Genomic DNA, 18,027 nt, shown 5'->3' on the forward strand with positions numbered 1-18,027 from the left:
TAGGTTCATGAAAGATGGAGGGGCTTCCCGTGCTGGCCCTGGGTGCCTGCCGCTACGGGTGAAGGACTGCGTGCCTGAAAGCCTGCGACCACGAAGGCCACTAGCTGGCTGAGAATGGCGTCGGAGTCGCTTGTATCGCACGCTCCGCCGGAGATGCGTTGCAGTCGGTGGTGGCCCGCTTCCGATTCACTGACGATGTAGTGCATGGCGCCAATCGCGAATGCGTAGCGCCAGTAGGCATCTTCCTGAGACAAGCCGGGCGTGGCGTGCATGAGTGCCTGCACGAAGTGCTGGGCAGTGGCGTCGTACTGGGCAAAAATGGTGGTGGAGGTGAACTCGCTGGGCAATGCCCGCGCCTGCAACAGCAAGCGGGTCACCAAGCGGGCGTCGCCCGTAGAGTCCAGACTCAGATGAATCGGTGGCGCCACCAGCGAACGAACCACGTGAACGAGCGTTCGCTCCGGCCCCTCAGGCACCGAATTCAGTAACTCCAGGCGCATGCGATTGATAGGGTTGGCCACCGAGGCCAGCACCTCCTGTATGAGCACTTCCTTGGAGCCAAAGTGGTAATGAATGGCGGCCACATTCGTCTGGCTGGCCAGGGTAATTTCTTTGAGCGTGGCTGCCTCGAAGCCGCGCGTGGCAAAGACCCTGAGAGCTGCAGCGATGATCCGCGCCCGGGTCGACCCCTCAGATGGTCCAGAGGGCCCAGACGAGTTGTTTGCCCGTCCCTTCATTCGGATGCCAGTTCCCATTTCAAATTCATATTTGAAATATAAATTTGAATCAGGAAGAAAAAATACGTAAAACTACGTATATGCAGCACTCGATGAGCAGGAACCTGGTTTGGAACGGTCGCGTAAGGGCGTCACGCAGGCGCGCCGATGCGCTCGAGCGGTGACACGCTCGAAGCGTTCTACGGGATGAAGTCGTTCTTTAGGTCACCTAGGCAGGCCACGAATTTCAAGCCAGCGATGCCTGCACAGCCACGATTCGAATGAAGCGACCCAAGAACAAGAGCCGCCCTGCGCCGTCAGCGCCGCCTGCGAGGCTGTTGGGCTAGGAACGTGCGGCCGCGCATGCCCCGCACAGGCCCTGCGCCAGCCGATGAAGCGCTTGCCAGGGCTCTACCGGCCAGCCTGGGCTTTTGAGACCCTTGACGATGCCATCGACCTGTTGAGCCGCATGCAGCAAGTTGGCCAGTGTGGTGTCGCCCAAGTGAGGCAGCACGCGTTCGAACAGGCGCTCGCGCAGGCCCCAGATGCGCTGCTCCCTCAGGGCGACCGGTAGTGGCCGGCCCTCGGCGATGGCGTCTTTGACGCGTTTGAGTGCGCGGATGTCTTCGGACAGGGCGTAGTGCACAAGGACCTCGGCTTCGCCCTCGGCTTTGAGGCCGTCCAGCATGCGCTGCACCCTTGCACGCTGGCCCCCCAGAACCGCTTCGGAAAGCTTGAACACATCGTAGCGGGCCACGTTGAGGACAGCCGCTTCGATTTGCTCAAAACTCAAATCGCCAGCGGGATACAGCAGGCCCAGCTTGGCAATTTCCTGGTGGGCAGCCAGCAGGTTGCCCTCCACCCGGTTGGCAAAAAACTGCAGCGCCCGCTGGCCTTCTTCACCAGCGGCCACCCGCTGGCCTTGCAGGTTCAGACGCTGGGCAATCCACTGCGGCAGCGCGGACCGCTCTATCGAATCAATCTGAAGGGTGACGCCAGAGCCTTCCAGGGCGCCGAACCATGCGCCGCTGCGCGTGGCCTTGTCCAGACGTGGCAGAAGCACCAGCGTCAGGGTGGCGTCGTCTCCTACGGAGCTGGCAGCCATCTGCTGCAGAGCGGCACTACCTTCCTTGCCCGGCTTTCCAGAAGGAATGCGGACTTCCACGATTTGCTTGTCGGCAAACAGACTCAAGGAAGCGCCCGCAGCGAGCACGGCGCTCCAGTCGAAATGGGCACCCGCCACCGTGTGCACCGTGCGCTCACCGTAACCTTGGGCCCTTGCGTGCGAGCGTATGGCGTCCGCAGCCTCTTGCACCAGCAAGGCTTCGTCCCCGTGCAGCACATAAAGCGAGCGCAAGCCCTTGCTGAGGTGATTAGAGAGTTGGGCGACGGCAAGTTGCATGGGCAATAGGATCCAGCAGACTTTCCATAGGGTGGATGAGTCCGCAGAAGCTGATTCAAATCTTGATGGTCGCCAGTCGGCGCAACACCTGCTGCACGACGTCGGCTTGCATGTTGTCGTAGAGCATCAGCGCTTCCGCTTCTTTGGACAAGGCGGCGGTCTCGCTGTAACTCTGATCGATCTGGCGCAGGATTTCCGTGTTGGGAATCACATCACGTCCATCCGAGGTGCGAACCCGAAAGCCGAAACGCACGCGCAGTTGGAACTCGCGCACTTGCCCGGAAGCGTTCAAGCCGACCACGACACGTTCGCGTAAATCCTGCAAACCTTCGAGCACGACGTCCGCCTCATTGCGTTTGGCCACGTCAGAAATGACTTGCACCCGGCCCGTGCCTATGAGTTGCCTGCGCAGCTCGTTGCCGAGCGAGGAGTTCGCTGGCATGGCGATATAGATGCTGCGAAAGCTGAATTCCGGCGGCAGGCGCAGCGCGAAACCACAGCCAGCCAAAACCAGAGGCAAGGGCGCGGCCAATAGAAAACGCCGGCGTGTGTTCACAGAAGTGCTCATAGCACGATATTAACCAGACGGCCTGGAACGATGATGAGCTTGCGAACTGCGGCCCCATTGCTGTGTTTGAGGAAGGTTTCGCTCGCCAGCGCAGTGGCCTCGATCTCTTCCTTGCTGGCCCCGGAAGGCACGAGGATAGATCCACGCAGCTTCCCACCAATCTGCAGCATCAGCTCTATTTCGTCCTGAATCAGCGCAGCGGGATCGGCTTTTGGCCATGGGGCGTCAAGCAACCCCCCTTGCACTGCCGCAAAACCCAGCTCTTTCCAAAGGACATGGGTCAGATGCGGCGTCACTGGGTACAGCACGCGCAACAGTTTGGAGAAGCCCTCCACCTGGGCCGCCACATCTCCGCGCGAACCATCGCCCTTGAAAGCTTCCAGCGCGTTGAGCATTTTCATCGCACCAGAGACAACGGTGTTGTACTGCATGCGCTGGTAGTCGTAGTCGATCTGGCCCAGAACAGTGTGCACTTCATGGCGCAAGGCCTTGGCGGCTTTCGAGAGCACCACCCCATTTTGGGCGGCCGAGCCCGCCAGCAAGGCCACCGCAGCCACGTTTTCCACACTTCTCAACTTGGCGCCGAAATTCCACACCCGACGCAGGAAACGGTAGCTTCCTTCCACTGCGGCGTCATTCCATTCGAGCGTCGCCTCGGGCGGTGCTGCAAACATGGTGTACAGGCGAGCGGTGTCAGCACCGTACTTGTCGATCAGCTCCTGCGGGTCCACGCCGTTGTTCTTGGACTTGGACATGGTGCCCACGCCTTCGTAGTCGATGGGCGTGCCCGCCGGCAAGGCACCCACGGCCTTGTTCAGCTTGGCGCCCACCTGCTTCCCATCGGCGTCCAGCACGGGGTCGATATCGGCGGGCCAGAAATACTCAAGCCCGCCTTTTTCCGTGCGGCGCGAATAGATATGGTTGAGAACCATGCCCTGGGTCAGCAAGCGTGTGAACGGCTCATCGATACTGACCAGGCCGAGGTCGCGCATGACCTTGGTCCAGAAACGAGCGTACAGCAGGTGCAGGATGGCGTGCTCAATGCCGCCAATGTATTGGTCCATGCCGCTGCCGCCCATCTGAGCCAGCTGGTCGCGCATCCAATAACGGGTACCGTCGCCCACCATGGCCTCGGCATTGGACGGATCGCAATAGCGCATGAAATACCACGACGAATCCACGAAAGTATCCATGGTGTCGGTTTCGCGCCGCGCGGGCTGGCCGCAGCAAGGACAGTCCACCTTAAGGAAAGCCTCGCTCTTGTTCAAAGGGTTGCCGCTGCCGTCTGGAACCAGATCTTGCGGCAGAACCACCGGCAAGTCTTTCTCCGGCACAGGCACCGTTCCACAGGCATCGCAGTGGATCATGGGAATAGGCGTGCCCCAGTAGCGCTGGCGGCTGACACCCCAGTCACGCAGGCGCCAGGTGATTTTCTTCTCGCCCAAGCCTTCGTCAGCCAGCGCACTGGCCACCGCATCGACGGCTTCTTTGAAGCCCATTCCGCTGAAGCTGTCGGAATTGATGGTCACGCCACGTTCTTTGTCACCGTACCAATCATTCCACTGCTCGTAGTCATAGTGCAGGCCATCGACGTGCACGACCTGGATGACCGGCAGGCTGTACTTGCGAGCGAATGCGAAATCGCGCTCGTCGTGCGCCGGCACGCCCATCACAGCGCCATCGCCGTAGCTCATCAGCACATAGTTGCCGACCCACAAGGGTACTTCTTCCCCGGTCAGCGGGTGTGTGACCGAAAGGCCGCAAGGCATGCCTTCTTTTTCGCGCAGGGCCAGTTCCGCCTCTGTGGTGCCCCCTTGCTTGCACTGCTCGATGAACTCGGCCAGCGCCGGGTTGGTCCTGGCGGCATGCGTTGCCAGCGGATGCTCCGGTGCAACGGCACAGAAAGTGACGCCCATGATGGTGTCAGCGCGCGTGGTGAAGACGTACATCTGGCCATCCTGGATCAGCTGGCCATCTTCGCCACGGATGTCGTGCGTGAATGCAAAGCGTACACCTTCGCTCTTGCCGATCCAGTTTTCCTGCATCAGCTTGACGCGCTCGGGCCAGCCAGGCAATTTTCGCTGCACGTGCTCGAGCAGTTCTTCAGCGTAGTCGGTGATCTTCAGGTAGTACCCTGGAATCTCACGCTTTTCAACCAGCGCACCGGTGCGCCAGCCGCGGCCGTCGATGACTTGTTCATTCGCCAGCACGGTTTGATCGACCGGGTCCCAGTTGACGACCTGGGTCTTGCGGTAGGCAATGCCTTTTTCCAGCATCTTCAGGAACAGCCACTGGTTCCATTTGTAGTAGCTGGGATCGCAAGTGGCGACCTCACGGCTCCAGTCAATGGCCAGGCCCATGGCCTTCATCTGCCCCTTCATGTGGGCGATGTTGTCGTAGGTCCACTTGGCGGGCGGAACGCCATTCTTGAGCGCCGCGTTCTCCGCGGGCAGGCCGAACGCATCCCAGCCCATGGGCATCAGGACGTTGTAGCCCTTCATGCGCAAATGGCGCGCCAGCATGTCGTTGATGGTGTAGTTGCGCACATGGCCCATGTGCAACTTGCCGCTGGGATAGGGCAGCATGGAGCAAGCGTAGTATTTTTCCTTGCTCGCGTCTTCTCTTACGCGATAGGCGTCCATGGCCTGCCAGTGTGTATGGGCGGCTGCCTCGACCTCGCGGTGGCTGTATTTTTCTTCCATGGGCAAATTGTAGGTGGCGCGCAGCATGAGTTCACGCGCGAAAATCTAGCCGAACTGCTTTCAGCCGGGTTATTTGGCCACAGCTGCGTTTTTACCGCCTCTCAAGGGGCAAAAACAGCCCGGCCGAAAAGTTTTAACGAGCCCGCCACTTTTCGCAGACTCCAAATTAAGGACCTTAGCGGCTGGCTGCTTGACCGGGCGGGGAGGCTTGCACAGGAGCATCGGCCACGAAGCCGATACGGTTCAGGCCCGCCTTCTGGGCCTCGCCCATGACTTCGACCACGCGACCGTAAGGCACCGTTTGATCCGCACGCAATTGCACTTCGGTCTGCGCGTCTGCGCGAGCGGCATCCGTCAGCGCAAGAATCATCTCGTGGCGGTTGACCGGCCTGTCGTTGAAAAAGGTCTGCCCGCTTTTGTCCACCACCAGAGTGACAAACTTGGGTGGATCGCCAGGCTTGGCGGCGTCTGTCTTGGGCAGATCCAGACGGATGGAGCTTGCCAGCAGCGGCGCCGTGATGATGAAAATAACCACCAGAACCAGCATCACGTCCACCAACGGTGTGACGTTGATGTCACTCATGGGCTCGGTGCCCTTGGCACGTTCCAGTCTTCCGAAAGCCATATCAGTTATCCAAGGCGCTGTGCGCCAATCCAGCCGGTGAAACGAGAGAACTCAGAGAGCATGGACTCGCGATTCATCAGTTGTGTGAAGTCAACTCCCGCAGATCACGCGCGAAACCTTCCAGATCCGCCTCGATACGCCCGACGATGCGGCCAAACCAGTTATAGGCCAACACGGCGGGAATGGCCACTGCCAGGCCTGCAGCGGTCATGATGAGCGCTTCGCCCACAGGCCCCGAAATCTTGTCGATGGAAATCTGCCCGCTGCCGGAGATACCGGTGAGTGCATGGTAGATACCCCACACGGTGCCCAACAAGCCCACGAAAGGGGCCGTTGAACCGATCGTGGCCAGCAGGACCTGACCAAAATGCAGGCGATGCAGCACGCCATGCAAGGCATCGCGCAGAACCCGCGTGAGTTGCTGGGCCCGGTCACCTGCGGCAGCCAATGTGCCGATCGCCGGCTTTTGTGTGGCCTCGATCAAAGGCACTACCAGCGCTCCTTGGTCCAGCTTGCGCGCCTGGGCCGCGCCCTCTTCGAGCGAAGGCGCCTGCCAGAAAGCCGCCACAGTAGTGGCCACGTTGGCGCTGGCGCGGCGCAGCAACCATCCTTTGTAGAGTATGACCACCCAGCTTGCAATGGACATCAAGAGCAGCAAGACGGCCACCATCTTGCCGATGGCATCGCTTTGCGAAAAAATTTGTTGCAAATTCATGGAGTTTCAGGTCTCAATCATTAACCGCGGAACGAGCTTGGCTGGGCGGCTTAAGGGGTTGGGTCACTTTAAGTTCAAGACATCAAACATGTCAAAAAGACCCTGACGCTTGTCGCCGAGAAACCGTGCAGCACGCAAGCTTCCTTGAGCGTAGCCAGCCCGGTTGCCTGCCTTATGGCTGATTTCAATGCGTTCGCCAGTACCAGCAAACATCACGGTATGGTCGCCTACGATGTCCCCGCCTCGAATGGTGGCAAAGCCGATAGTCGAGGGGTCTCTCTCGCCAGTATGACCAAAGCGTTCATACACGGCGCAATCTTTCAGGTCCTTGCCCAGGGCCTGGGCAATCACTTCGCCCATTTTGAGGGCTGTGCCACTGGGAGCGTCCACCTTGTGGCGATGGTGAGCTTCAATGACTTCGATGTCATAGCCCGTGGACAGCGCCTTGGCCGCCATTTCAAGGAGCTTGAATGTCACATTGACGCCGACGCTCATGTTGGGCGCCATGACGATGGCAATGTGCTTGGCGGCGTCTGCGATTTCGGCTTTCTGCGCATCCGAAAAGCCCGTGGTGCCGATGACCAGCGCCACGCCCTGCGCGCGGCAGGCCGCCAGGTGCGCCATGGTCGCCTCTGGCCGAGTGAAATCAATCAGTACCTGCGCGCCTTTCAGGCCCGCTGCGAAATCCGAGGTAATGCGAACGCCCGTGGCATGCCCGAGGAACGCGCCGGCGTCCTGGCCAAGAACAGGGCTGTCTGCACGGTCAAGTGCGCCTGTCAACTGGCAGTCGTCAGCGACCTGGATGGCGTCCACCAGCATCTGGCCCATCCGGCCGCTGGCGCCCGCAACCGCGATGCGGTGCCGCGACTGGGAGCCAGCCGCTGTAGCAGAATTTTCCATCAGCGGGGCCCTTCCAATGGAGGGTAGTTGCCCGAAGGTGCGACATCTGTAGCCGGGGCCGCAGCGGGCGCATCTGAAGCGGCTCGAGCCGGGAAGTTGGCCAGTTGGGCTTCAGTAGCCTCCAGAACGGGCACCTTCACGTCTCGTTTGCGGCTGATGCGCTGAACAAACTCAGTTTCGCTGGGCATGTCGTCGCCCTCGAAACGCGCCAATGTGTCGCCTTCAAAATACACCGTCAGGCGGAAGTTTTGCGGCTCTACGCCTTGGCGTCGCAAGGAAAACACGTAATCCCAGCGATCACCGTGAAAAACACTGGCGAGCAAAGGGGTACCCAGGACGTCACGCACTTGAAGGCGTGTCATGCCAGGCTGCAATGCGGCCACCTGCTCCTTGGAGACAAAGTTCCCCTGCACCACTTCTGGTTTATAGAGCGTTATGGCGTCAGCCACACCTAGTGTGGCACGGTTAAAACTGCTGCAGGCCGTCAGTGTGACGGCCAGCGCGGCGGTCATGCTGACCACCATAAGCGTCCGCATGGTCCGCAGAGGTTCGCGGACAAGGGTTTGGGGCGATGGAGACATTGATCCCAGCTCATGCACAATACGGCTGGACATTGTAGCGGCGACAGAATGGATAACATTGACGAACTAAAGAGTACGGGCCTCAAGGCCACCTTGCCTCGGCTCAAGATTCTGGAAATTTTCCAGAAGGCCGATCAGCGGCATATGACGGCCGAAGACGTCTACCGCTTACTGCTGGCCGATCACTCTGATATCGGCCTGGCGACGGTTTACCGCGTGCTCACGCAGTTCGAGCAGGCTGGCATTCTTAGTCGCAACCATTTCGAGACCGGCAAGGCCGTGTACGAACTGCGTGAGGAACAGCATCACGATCACCTCGTGTGCCTGGATTGCGGCCACGTGGAAGAGTTCTACGATGCCGAGATCGAAGCACGCCAAAACGACGTGGCCAAGCTCAAGGGCTTTGTCATTGCCGATCACGCGCTCAGCCTCTACGCCAACTGCATCAAGACTGGGTGCCCGCACAGGGCCGTCAGGAAGTAACGCCAAGCGCTCTGCTTGTGTGCTTTTCTGGTCGACTGAAATTGCTGACAGGGCCGACGCGGTGGGGGGACTGTTGTAGCTTCGCTGGGGCGTGCCGGAAGCAGGGGACTATTTACTGGGAGGCCAAGCTCCGGCTTGGCAATTTCGGGGACTCCTGCAAGCGCTGAATAGCCAAGCTGGAGCTTGGCGCTCCCAGGAGAACAGCCGGCAGCAGAAAGAAACGGCAGGCCACCGGTGGCCTATTCGCCGCCTTTTTCCATCGCCCGCCGATGCCGCTCCACGAATTCCTGATAGGTGTCCACGCCGCGCAGTTGCAGGATGTGGTTGCGCACCGCAGCTTCAACGAGCACAGCGATGTTGCGCCCGGCCACCACCTGGATCACAGCTTTCTGGATTTGTACGCCCAGCACTTCCTGGGTGAGTGGCTCGTAGGGCATGCGTTCGTAGTCACGCTCCATGGTCTCACGGCGCACCAGATGCACGATCAGGCGTAAGCGCATGCGCCGGCGCACTGCCGCTTCTCCAAAGATGGCACGGATATCGAGCAAACCGATGCCGCGAACTTCGAGCAGGTTCTGCAACAGCTCAGGGCAACGCCCTTCGATGGTGGTTTGGTTGATTCGAAACAGGTCGACAGCATCGTCGGCTACCAAGCCGTTGCCGCGCGAGATCAGCTCCAACCCCAACTCACTCTTGCCAAGCCCGGATTCACCGGTGATCAGCACACCCAGGCCGAGGATGTCCATGAAGACGCCGTGCATGGTGGTGCGATCGGCAAAATGCTTGGACAAATAGGCGCGCAGTACGTCGATGACGAATGCAGCCGATTCCTGAGTGGCAAATAGCGGAATCTGGGCCCGTTCACAAAGAGAAACAAGGGCATCCGGGGCGCTTTGGCCATCACAGAGCACCAGCACGGGTGGCTCCAGTGTGACGATACGCGAAATGCGCCGTGCACAGTCTGCAGCCGAGCCATTGCTGAGGTAGGCCACCTCTCTCTCTCCCAGGATTTGCACCCGGTAGGGATGGATGTAGTTCAAATACCCGACCAGATCGGCACTGGAGCGCGCAGCCCTGACGGCAACTTCATCGAACCGGCGCTCGGGCGATCCCAGGCCTGCGACCCATTGCCAGCGCAAAATGGCGCGGTGGTCCTCGAACAGTACGTCAGCGCTGATGGCGGAGGGCTTCATGGCAAAGAAAAGCGTGTGCCAGCGCCCGACAAGCCCACGCCCGTGCTCATGCTGCGGGTAATGCGGGTTGCCAGTCGGCGATCAGACTGTGAAGCGATTCGACACTTGAAGCGGACTTTATTTTCTCGCGCAAGCCGGTATCACTCAGCAGTTCGGCGATCTCTGAGAGGATCTCCAGGTGCTTTTGCGTGGCCGCCTCAGGGACGAGAAGAAAGATCAGCAGGCGCACAGGCTGCTCATCCGGAGCGTCAAAGCCGATGGGCTGAGTCAGCTGCAGGACGGCGGCCATAGGCGCCTTCAGGCCCTTGATTCGGCCGTGGGGGATGGCTACCCCGTGGCCCAGGCCCGTGGAACCTAAGCGCTCGCGCGCGAAAAGACTGTCGGTGATCAAGGCACGCGACAAGCCATGCAGGTTCTCAAATAGCAAGCCCGCCTCTTCAAAGGCGCGCTTCTTGCTGGTGGCATCAACGCCAACCAGTACCTGTGAGGCGGGAAGAATGGACGCAAGTCGGTTCATGGGTTCGACGCGAATTATGCTCCCTGTACGCCAGGATGACAGCCGGCCAACATTGCCAATACCTGCTCCAGCTCCAGAAACCGTGAAAAAAGAAAGCCGCCCGGCTGCCCGCGGCGGCTTACAAGATGGAGTCTACAGTCTTCGCTCGTTGTTGTAATAATATCCTACATCAAATGCTTGGCAGCCGCATGATCATGGGATTGCAGCTTGTCCTTGTGGCGCACCACCTGACGGTCTAGTTTATCCATCAGATCGTCCACTGCGGCATACAGATCCTCGTGAGCGCTTTCAGCAAACAAATCGTTTCCTTTGACACGAATGTTGCATTCCGCTCGTTGACGTTTGTCTTTTTCCTTCTGATTTTCAACTGTCAGGAGGACTTTCACGTCGACCACCTGGTCGAAATGCCGGGTTATCCGGTCCAGCTTGCCGGTTACATAACTGCGTAACGCGGGGGTGACTTCAAGATGGTGTCCACTGATCGTCAAGTTCATGAAGAGCCTCCTTTGGCCTCAGGGTGAAACAGACTGCCCTGCGTAACGGCTGGGCAACCACGGAAAAAATTGCACTCACGTCAAACTCTGGTCACTTAGAACCACTATGCCTGTGAAACCAAGCAAAAGCAACCCGCCCTATCGGTCAGGAGGGTCATGTGGCGATGCCATAATCGCCGGCTGTTTCGTTCGTCGCGGATGCTTGGCCTGAGAGCGTGTTCAAAGTCTCCTCGCGCGGAGACTTTGAAGACGCTCTGAGGAACTTTTTCTCCGGACTTCGCGCTGAAATCGCCCGTTCTTGACGTTTCTCTCTCCGGACAGAGACTAGCTAACGCCCACTATTGCCAGAGTTCGTCCACGCCGAGGGAACCATGCTCAACATCTTCACGCTCACCAACGGGCGGCTGTTCCAGGAAGAGATCGAGTCTCTGGAAGAGCTTTCTCAGTTCCGCCCCATCTGGGTTGACCTCGAAGACCCCACGCCCGAGGAAAAGCGCTGGATCAAGCAGTACTACGGCCTGTCGATTCCAGAAGATGCGATGGACGAGGACATTGAGGAATCCGCACGGTTTTACGAAGAAGATAACGGCGAACTTCACATCCGAAGCGACTTTTTGGTTGCCGACTGGGACGAACCTCGCCAGGAACGCGTGGCTTTCATCCTGAACCTCGTCAATGAAAACCTGCGCAGCCATGGGGTGCTGTTTTCGATTCACGACGAGTCGGTACCCGCATTTCGCCTGCTGCGCATGCGCGCCCGCCGCATGCCTGGCTTGCTGGCCGACGCCAAGGAAGTGCTGCTCAAGCTCTACGACGGCGATGCCGAATATTCCGCCGATACATTGGAAGGCATCTACGACGAGCTGGAGATGGCCAGCAAGAAAGTGCTCTCCGATAACGTGACCGACTCTCTGGCCAGCGAAGTGCTCGCAGCCATAGCCAGACAGGAAGACCTGAACGGCCTCATCCGGCGCAACGTGATGGATACCCGCCGCGCAGTGAGCTTTCTGATGCGCAGCAAGATGCTGGGTGCAGAGCAGTTTGATGAGGCCCGACAGATTCTGCGCGACCTGGACTCACTCGATGGTCACACGACCTTCCTGTTCGACAAGATCAACTTCCTGATGGATGCCACCGTCGGTTTCATCAACATCAACCAGAACCGCATCATCAAGCTGTTCTCCGTGGCCAGTGTGGCCCTGCTTCCTCCAACACTGGTGGCCAGCATCTACGGCATGAACTTCAAGCTCATGCCGGAGCTGGATTGGCAGTTTGGCTACGCCTGGGCCATCGGCGTCATGATCGCCAGCGCGCTGCTTCCCATGTGGTATTTCAGGCGTCGGGGCTGGTTGAAGTAGGCCCCCACGCTACCCTGCTGCGCATGGTCCGCTGCCCCCCGACGAGGGGGCCGTCTTTCATCTTGGGGCGGCCCGGCGATGAAAGTAGGCCCCCACGCTACCCTGCTGCGCATGATCCGCTGCCCCCCGAGGGGGCCGCTTTCATCTTGGGGCGGCCCGGCGGTGAAAGTAGGCCCCCACGCTACCATGCTGCGCATGGTCCGCTCCTTGCCCATGAATTGCGTTAGCGCAGCGACGCAAAATACCGCGCCGGTGGTTTACCCAGCGATTTCTTGAACATCGTGATGAAGGCCGTCACCGAGTCGTAGCCGAGGTTGCTGGCAACCTGCTGAACCGGAGCGCCTTCCGCCAGTTGCCGCAGGGCGACGATCAGATGCCATTGTTGGCGCCACCGACCGAAGCTGAGCCCGGTTTCGCGTTCTACCAGCCGCGCCAGCGAGCGACCACTGAGCGCCAGTTGGTCGGCCCACTGCACCAGCGTACGGCGATCTGCGGGGTCCATCTCCCAAACGTCTGTAATGGTGCGGATTTTGGGGTGGTCCGAGATGGGCAGATGAAGTTGCTCGACGGGCGCCGTGGCCAATTGTTCGAGGAGCACGGCGGCGACACGCGCAGCGGCCCCCTGCCTGGGATAGGAAAGGCCCTGCTCGGCGAGATACAGGATGAGCTCCCGGACCATGGGACTTATCACCAGGGTGCAGCACTTGTCGGGCATCTGCGAAGCCTGTGCTTCGACAAATAGAAAACAGATGCGCGCATTGTTCGTGGCGCGGTTGCTGTGAGGCATTCCCCCTGGGATCCACACTGCGTGATGGGGGGGCACCATCCACTTCGCTTTGGAGACCTCGCACACCACCCCACCACGCAAGGCCATCACCAATTGCCCCTTGCGGTGCTGATGCACCGGTTGCTCCACATCGTTGTGGGCCACGTCCAAAAGTAGCGCCGCAGCCGCGCAATCTGCCGCGTCCGGATCGAAACGCTGCAGCGATTGGTTCAGGGCAAGGCTGATTGTCACTATTTGGATATTAATTGTCTTTTCTTCTCTATTTGATCAAAAAAAGATAAATAAAGTCAGATCAGCCCCCCAATGCAGAGAAAGCTTGCACATGCACGCCGTGTCCTATCGAAATTCAACTAGCAAAACCTTGCTGCTGATTGGCATCTTGCTCATCGCGGCCAACCTGCGTGCCCCGATCACTTCATTGCCTCCGCTGCTAGCGCCTATTCAGGCCCATTTCGGACTGGGAACCACGGCAGCGGGTGCGCTGACCACCCTGCCCTTGATTGCGTTCGCCCTGCTGTCGCCTTTGAGCGCGACACTGGCGCGCCAATTCGGGCTGGAACGTACGCTTTTTACAGCTCTGCTCGTCATTGCGCTGGGCATTCTGCTGCGCTCCGCAGATGCCTTGTGGTGCCTGTATGTCGGCACCAGCTTGATAGGCGTGGGTATCGCGGCCGGCAATGTCTTGCTGCCCAGCCTGGTCAAACGGGACTTTCCCAACAGCATTGCCGCGCTCACAGGAGCTTACGCCCTGTCAATGGGCGTCGCTGCGGCGCTAGGCTCAGCCGCCGTCGTTCCTCTGGCTCAGTCAGTGGGATGGGTAGGCGCGCTTGCAAGTCTGCTGATACTGCCGCTGGCGGCCCTGGCTGTCTGGACAACTCAACTTCGCGGCCACACCCTACCGACTTCCGATGCGCCGGCAGCAATGGATGCAGGCAAGGTCTGGCGCTCGCCACTGGCCTGGCAGGTTACGCTGTTTCTGGGGCTCAATTCAACCGTCTATTACGTTGCCGTTAGCTGGCTACCCACTATCCTCACCGACTCCGGCCTGTCGCCTGCCGAAGCGGGATCCCTGCATGGCGTGCTCCAACTGGCGACAGCTGTGCCAGGCCTGCTGCTCGCGCCATTGTTGCGCGGCAGGCGCACTCAAAGCCTGCCTGCTGCAGCGGTAGCCGGCTTCTCGTTCGTTGCTCTGCTGGGGTTTCTGATGGCGCCACAATTTGCGCTCATCTGGTCGATTTTGTTCGGCATTGGAACCGGCGCGAGCATCATTTTGGGACTGTCCTTCATGGGTCTTCGTACTGACAATGCAAGTCAGGCGGCCGCGCTTTCAGGCATGTCGCAGTTCGTAGGCTATCTGCTGGCTGCGGCAGGGCCCATGGCCATGGGCGCCCTGCACGATGGACTGGGCAGCTGGCATGTGCCGCTGGGCTTGTGCGCCGCCGTTGCGCTGGTGGCAGCGTTCATGGGCGTGCTGGCGGGCAGAGATCTGAAGATTGGCGCGTGAGACGCGCAGCCCAATAGGGCGCGCGGCCCTGGCCAGTTCGGTAAGAACATCGAGCGCTAAGATCGGGATCGGGATGGCCCCAGCACAGGGACGCCGAAGCTCCGAAGCTAATTTTCTCTCATCGTCCACGCGGTGCGACTCGGCCAAGTCATACAGTGCAGCCTCGTCAACCCAGCCCGTGCGTTGGACGCGCCGATCAGCCAAGCCAGACGTTGCAACTGGATGATGGGGTATACAGCGTGTTCTTCCCACGTGAACAGTTGACCGGGTTCATACGAGGCATTGCGGACTGGTTGCCACTATCGGCGGCGATAAATCTGGTGAGGCCGCTGCTCCTGGACCAATGGCCCGAGAGCGCCTGCCGCCATGCCGCAGTCTTGGCGTTCTACACGATCGCGGCTTTCTGAATCGCCCTGGCCCTTGCGCGCAAGCGCTTCAAAGGTTAGCGGGCCAAGCGGAAATCGCAGCAGCTCTGCGCCTTAGGAGGCCGTCGCCCCATATTCCGAGATTCGCCTGAGGATCTCCTGCGCGTACTCTTCGAGCTTGCGCTGATGCGAGACGAGGAGATTGGCTGTCATCAGCCTGCCGAACGTGGTCAGGCCTAGTACGCCCAAAATATCCTTTCCCTGACCAATAGGCACAGCGATCGTTGCACTTTCTCCGTTGCGCAAAGGCAATCGAAGTCCGTAACCCTGGCGCCGGGTGATGTCGACCTTTTGCAGAAAAAGCCTCTGGATAGCCCTTGGGTTCTGAGCTTGCGTCATCAGCGTCTCCACCAGAATTTCGCGTTGAATTTCATCGCAATGCGCCAAGTAAGCATTGCCCATGGCCGATTCGAGCAGGCCCAGGCGATGTCCCACCGTGGTGGCCTGCACCGCTAACGGGCTATAGGGCATGGTACTGAATCGAACCAGAATGTTGAAGTTATCGAGCACACCAATGGCAAGCGGCCACCGAATTTTCTTCGTGGTTTGCCGAAGATAAGGCGCAGACACTTCCAGTAGCTGGCTGCGTTCGGTATAGCCGCTAGAAAGCTCCAGGACCTTGGCAGTCAACCTGTAGTTCTTGCTTCCCGCATCCACGGCAACAAAGCCTGCGCTCTTCAGAGTTGCCAGCAGCCGATGTATCGTGGCTTTAGGAAGCTGGAGCGTCCTATGAAGATCACTAATGGCCGAAGCATCGTTCTGGTTCAACTCCCTCAGCAAATCCAGTGCGCGCACGGCAGCCCTCACTTCTCCAACCTCGTTCGCCTTGAGCATCAAATACCTCGCACCCCCACTCGTTCCACCACGCGGAACAATTCAAGGAAAATAACTGAGTTTAGCCAAGGCCATCCTACAGTCGCCGCATAGGGTCTCCAGTCACGGGAGAGCCTGAAACTCATAGGGGACATAGTGATGGCACCAAGTTCAAGAACGCGTTCTCGATGCATCAACATCGGGCTCAAAATTGCACTCTTCCTTGGCATGGCTGGCGCTTTTGTGAGCGCACACGCCCAGACATATCCTGATCGCCCCATCAAGTTGGTTGTGGCGTTCGCGGCCGGGGGCGCCAGTGATGCTCTTGCCCGATCGGTAGCGCAGGAGGCTTCCCAGAAGCTTGGGCAATCCATAGTGGTTGAGAACATTGCTGGCGCCGGAGGCAGCGTGGCTGCGAGGACCGTGGTCAGGGCTCCTGCGGACGGCTATACGCTGATACTGGGAAGCCCTGGCAGCATGATCATCAATCCGTTGCTGCAGCCGAATCTTCCCTACGACCCCCAGCAGTTCACGCCAGTCAGCTCCCTCGCCCGTATCAGCTATGCACTCATGATCCGCCAGGGATTGGGCGCAAAAAATGTCAGCGAACTGGTTGCTCTCTCGAATTCCAAGCCACAAGGCCTAACCGTGGGTTCAGCTGGCACAGGTTCAAACACCCACTTGGTCGCGATGGCGTTCATGGCCAGTACAGGAGCTAAAGTTCACCACATACCGTACAAGGGAACGGCACCAGCGCTGAACGACTTGATGGCAGGGAACATCGACATGCTGTTCGACTCCGTTCCAGTGGTGATTCCTCAATTGCAAAACAGCAGAGTGATCGTGCTGGCAGTGACAGGTGCGCAGCGCGAGACTGCCATGCAACAGGTGCCCACCATCGCGGAAAGTGGCTGGCCCAACTTCACCGCCAATAACTGGTTCGGAATCTTTGCCCCGCCCAAGACACCTGCCTCCGTGGTGGAAAAGCTCAATCAGGCCTTGAATGCTTCTCTGCAGGATCCCAGACTTCGCTCACGCTTGCAGGCCAACGGCAATAGACCTGCCGGAGGCTCCCCGAGCGAATTGAACAAGCTCGTGCAGGACGAACGAGCCAGCTACCAGACGCTGATCAAGAGTTCGAACATTTCGCTCGAATAACGGGCATAGCGCAATCAGCGCGAAAGCACCCCTGCTTCCCCGCGCCCTTCATCACCGAAAGCGACGCTGCCAGGATCTTGCCTGCCTCGTCCAGAGAAAGAAAGAAATGAAACTTGCAAGCTTCGAATACCAGGGCATCGCCGGTATTGGCGTCGTCAGTGCTGACAACGATTCGATCTCACACCTCAACCCCTTGTTGGTGCAGAAACTTGGTTTTAACCCTCAGTGTTCGATGATGGACCTTATCGAACACGCCCCAGACTTCGCGCAGAAGCTTTCTGGTTTGGACATTGCGGCCGCACCCAGGCTGCCCATGGCTGCTGTGCAACTCAAGCCGCCTGTGCGGCGCCCTTCCAAGATCATTTGCCTGGCCTTGAACAACAGCGCCAATAGCGACCGCATCATGAAGGGGCCTTCCAGCCCTGCGTTTTTTACCAAGCCCGCCAGTGCCTTGATAGGGCATCAGGAAGCCATAGAGATTCGCCCCGAAGATGGACGTACACACCCGGAACCTGAGCTGGCCTTGATCATTGGCAAAGGCGGCAAGAATATTCGCGCACAAGATGCCTACCAGCATATCTTCGGCTACACCGCTCACAACGACATCACGAGCGCGAAGATGCGTACCGACGATACTTTTTTCTATCGCGCCATACACCCCAAGAATGGCACTCTGGAAATCGAATACCTCGATACCTGGGTGACCTACTCCGGCCGCTACAAGGGAGCCGACACTTACAGCGCGCTCGGCCCGTGGCTGGTGACGGCAGATGAAATCAGCGATCCTCATGACCTGGACATTTCCTGCCACCATCAGGATACGCTGATCACCTCTGACAATACGCACAACCTGACCCACAAGACACCCGAGGTCATTGAATACGTGTCGCGGTACGTCAGCCTGTGGCCCGGAGATGTCATCTCTTTGGGCACCGCCTTGAAAAAATCAGGTGGAGGTGGCGCGGTTCAGAACGTCGATCTATTCAAATCCGGCGGTCCGGTATCCGTGACCATTCAAAAGATTGGCAAGCTCGAGAACCGCGTCATGCGCCTGGAACAGCAGTCGGATCAATAAATGCGAGCCCC

The 18,027-nt window shown here is 59.1% G+C and carries 18 protein-coding genes; 5 read left to right on the forward strand and 13 right to left on the reverse strand.

From position 1 onward, the window contains the following. Positions 1 to 5: 5 nt before the first annotated feature. The 8 genes from ABIE13_RS10110 to ABIE13_RS10145 form a co-directional block, all read right to left on the reverse strand. Positions 6 to 755, reverse strand: coding sequence for a TetR/AcrR family transcriptional regulator (locus ABIE13_RS10110; protein ID WP_354443023.1), 750 nt, complete (start codon positions 753 to 755; stop codon positions 6 to 8). Between the two features lie 304 nt (positions 756 to 1,059). Then, positions 1,060 to 2,118 carry a DNA polymerase III subunit delta gene (holA, locus tag ABIE13_RS10115; RefSeq protein WP_354443024.1) on the reverse strand — a complete coding sequence of 353 codons (1,059 nt, stop codon included), beginning with the start codon at positions 2,116 to 2,118 and terminating at the stop codon, positions 1,060 to 1,062. 55 nt (positions 2,119 to 2,173) lie between these two features. Then, on the reverse strand, positions 2,174 to 2,686 hold the full coding sequence (gene lptE / locus ABIE13_RS10120; RefSeq protein ID WP_354443025.1) for an LPS assembly lipoprotein LptE: 513 nt from the start codon (positions 2,684 to 2,686) through the stop codon (positions 2,174 to 2,176). After that, positions 2,683 to 5,388 carry a leucine--tRNA ligase gene (leuS, locus tag ABIE13_RS10125; RefSeq protein WP_354443026.1) on the reverse strand — a complete coding sequence of 902 codons (2,706 nt, stop codon included), beginning with the start codon at positions 5,386 to 5,388 and terminating at the stop codon, positions 2,683 to 2,685. The genes lptE and leuS overlap by 4 nt, the downstream gene beginning before the upstream one ends. A gap of 175 nt (positions 5,389 to 5,563) precedes the next feature. Beyond that, the gene (locus tag ABIE13_RS10130; RefSeq protein ID WP_354443027.1) at positions 5,564 to 6,013 is read right to left on the reverse strand and encodes an ExbD/TolR family protein; all 450 of its coding nucleotides are present in this window, start codon (positions 6,011 to 6,013) and stop codon (positions 5,564 to 5,566) included. Between the two features lie 76 nt (positions 6,014 to 6,089). Next, positions 6,090 to 6,728 (reverse strand): MotA/TolQ/ExbB proton channel family protein, encoded by a 639-nt coding sequence (locus ABIE13_RS10135; protein ID WP_354443028.1) that lies wholly within the window; start codon positions 6,726 to 6,728, stop codon positions 6,090 to 6,092. A 63-nt stretch (positions 6,729 to 6,791) separates the two neighbouring features. Further along, on the reverse strand, positions 6,792 to 7,628 hold the full coding sequence (gene dapB / locus ABIE13_RS10140) for a 4-hydroxy-tetrahydrodipicolinate reductase (protein WP_354443029.1): 837 nt from the start codon (positions 7,626 to 7,628) through the stop codon (positions 6,792 to 6,794). Further along, positions 7,628 to 8,164, reverse strand: coding sequence for an outer membrane protein assembly factor BamE (locus ABIE13_RS10145; RefSeq protein WP_354443030.1), 537 nt, complete (start codon positions 8,162 to 8,164; stop codon positions 7,628 to 7,630). Before ABIE13_RS10145 ends, dapB begins: the two co-directional genes overlap by 1 nt. A gap of 93 nt (positions 8,165 to 8,257) precedes the next feature. Here ABIE13_RS10145 and fur point away from each other — a divergent pair, with 93 nt between their 5' ends. After that, positions 8,258 to 8,692 (forward strand): ferric iron uptake transcriptional regulator, encoded by a 435-nt coding sequence (gene fur / locus ABIE13_RS10150; RefSeq protein ID WP_354443031.1) that lies wholly within the window; start codon positions 8,258 to 8,260, stop codon positions 8,690 to 8,692. A gap of 239 nt (positions 8,693 to 8,931) precedes the next feature. Here the strand turns inward: fur and hprK are convergent, their stop codons facing one another. From hprK to hpf, 3 genes are all read right to left on the reverse strand, one after another. Further along, a complete protein-coding gene (hprK, locus tag ABIE13_RS10155) occupies positions 8,932 to 9,885 on the reverse strand; it encodes an HPr(Ser) kinase/phosphatase (protein ID WP_354443032.1) in 954 nt (317 codons plus the stop codon). A gap of 46 nt (positions 9,886 to 9,931) precedes the next feature. Further along, positions 9,932 to 10,402: a PTS sugar transporter subunit IIA gene (locus ABIE13_RS10160; RefSeq protein ID WP_354443033.1), complete on the reverse strand. Its 471-nt coding sequence runs from the start codon at positions 10,400 to 10,402 to the stop codon at positions 9,932 to 9,934. Between the two features lie 164 nt (positions 10,403 to 10,566). After that, a complete protein-coding gene (gene hpf / locus ABIE13_RS10165; RefSeq protein ID WP_028606051.1) occupies positions 10,567 to 10,896 on the reverse strand; it encodes a ribosome hibernation-promoting factor, HPF/YfiA family in 330 nt (109 codons plus the stop codon). Positions 10,897 to 11,267: 371 nt separating this feature from the next. On the opposite strand from hpf, the gene corA reads away from it, so the two are divergent. Next, positions 11,268 to 12,254 (forward strand): magnesium/cobalt transporter CorA, encoded by a 987-nt coding sequence (gene corA, locus ABIE13_RS10170; protein WP_354443034.1) that lies wholly within the window; start codon positions 11,268 to 11,270, stop codon positions 12,252 to 12,254. Between the two features lie 223 nt (positions 12,255 to 12,477). Here corA and ABIE13_RS10175 read toward each other — a convergent pair whose 3' ends face one another. Then, entirely contained in the window at positions 12,478 to 13,272 is a 795-nt protein-coding gene (locus ABIE13_RS10175) for an AraC family transcriptional regulator (RefSeq protein ID WP_354443035.1), read from the reverse strand. 91 nt (positions 13,273 to 13,363) lie between these two features. Between ABIE13_RS10175 and ABIE13_RS10180 the strand changes: the two genes are divergently transcribed. Then, the gene (locus tag ABIE13_RS10180; protein ID WP_436278399.1) at positions 13,364 to 14,545 is read left to right on the forward strand and encodes an MFS transporter; all 1,182 of its coding nucleotides are present in this window, start codon (positions 13,364 to 13,366) and stop codon (positions 14,543 to 14,545) included. A 479-nt stretch (positions 14,546 to 15,024) separates the two neighbouring features. On the opposite strand, the gene ABIE13_RS10185 is transcribed toward ABIE13_RS10180, so the two are convergent. After that, on the reverse strand, positions 15,025 to 15,804 hold the full coding sequence (locus ABIE13_RS10185) for a helix-turn-helix domain-containing protein (RefSeq protein WP_354443037.1): 780 nt from the start codon (positions 15,802 to 15,804) through the stop codon (positions 15,025 to 15,027). Between the two features lie 138 nt (positions 15,805 to 15,942). Between ABIE13_RS10185 and ABIE13_RS10190 the strand changes: the two genes are divergently transcribed. Further along, the gene (locus tag ABIE13_RS10190; protein WP_354443038.1) at positions 15,943 to 16,941 is read left to right on the forward strand and encodes a Bug family tripartite tricarboxylate transporter substrate binding protein; all 999 of its coding nucleotides are present in this window, start codon (positions 15,943 to 15,945) and stop codon (positions 16,939 to 16,941) included. 106 nt (positions 16,942 to 17,047) lie between these two features. Beyond that, a complete protein-coding gene (locus ABIE13_RS10195; protein WP_354443039.1) occupies positions 17,048 to 18,016 on the forward strand; it encodes a fumarylacetoacetate hydrolase family protein in 969 nt (322 codons plus the stop codon). Positions 18,017 to 18,027: the final 11 nt, after the last annotated feature.

It is taken from the genome of Ottowia thiooxydans (assembly GCF_040548795.1).
GTDB classification, from domain to species: Bacteria; Pseudomonadota; Gammaproteobacteria; order Burkholderiales; family Burkholderiaceae_C; genus Ottowia; species Ottowia thiooxydans_A.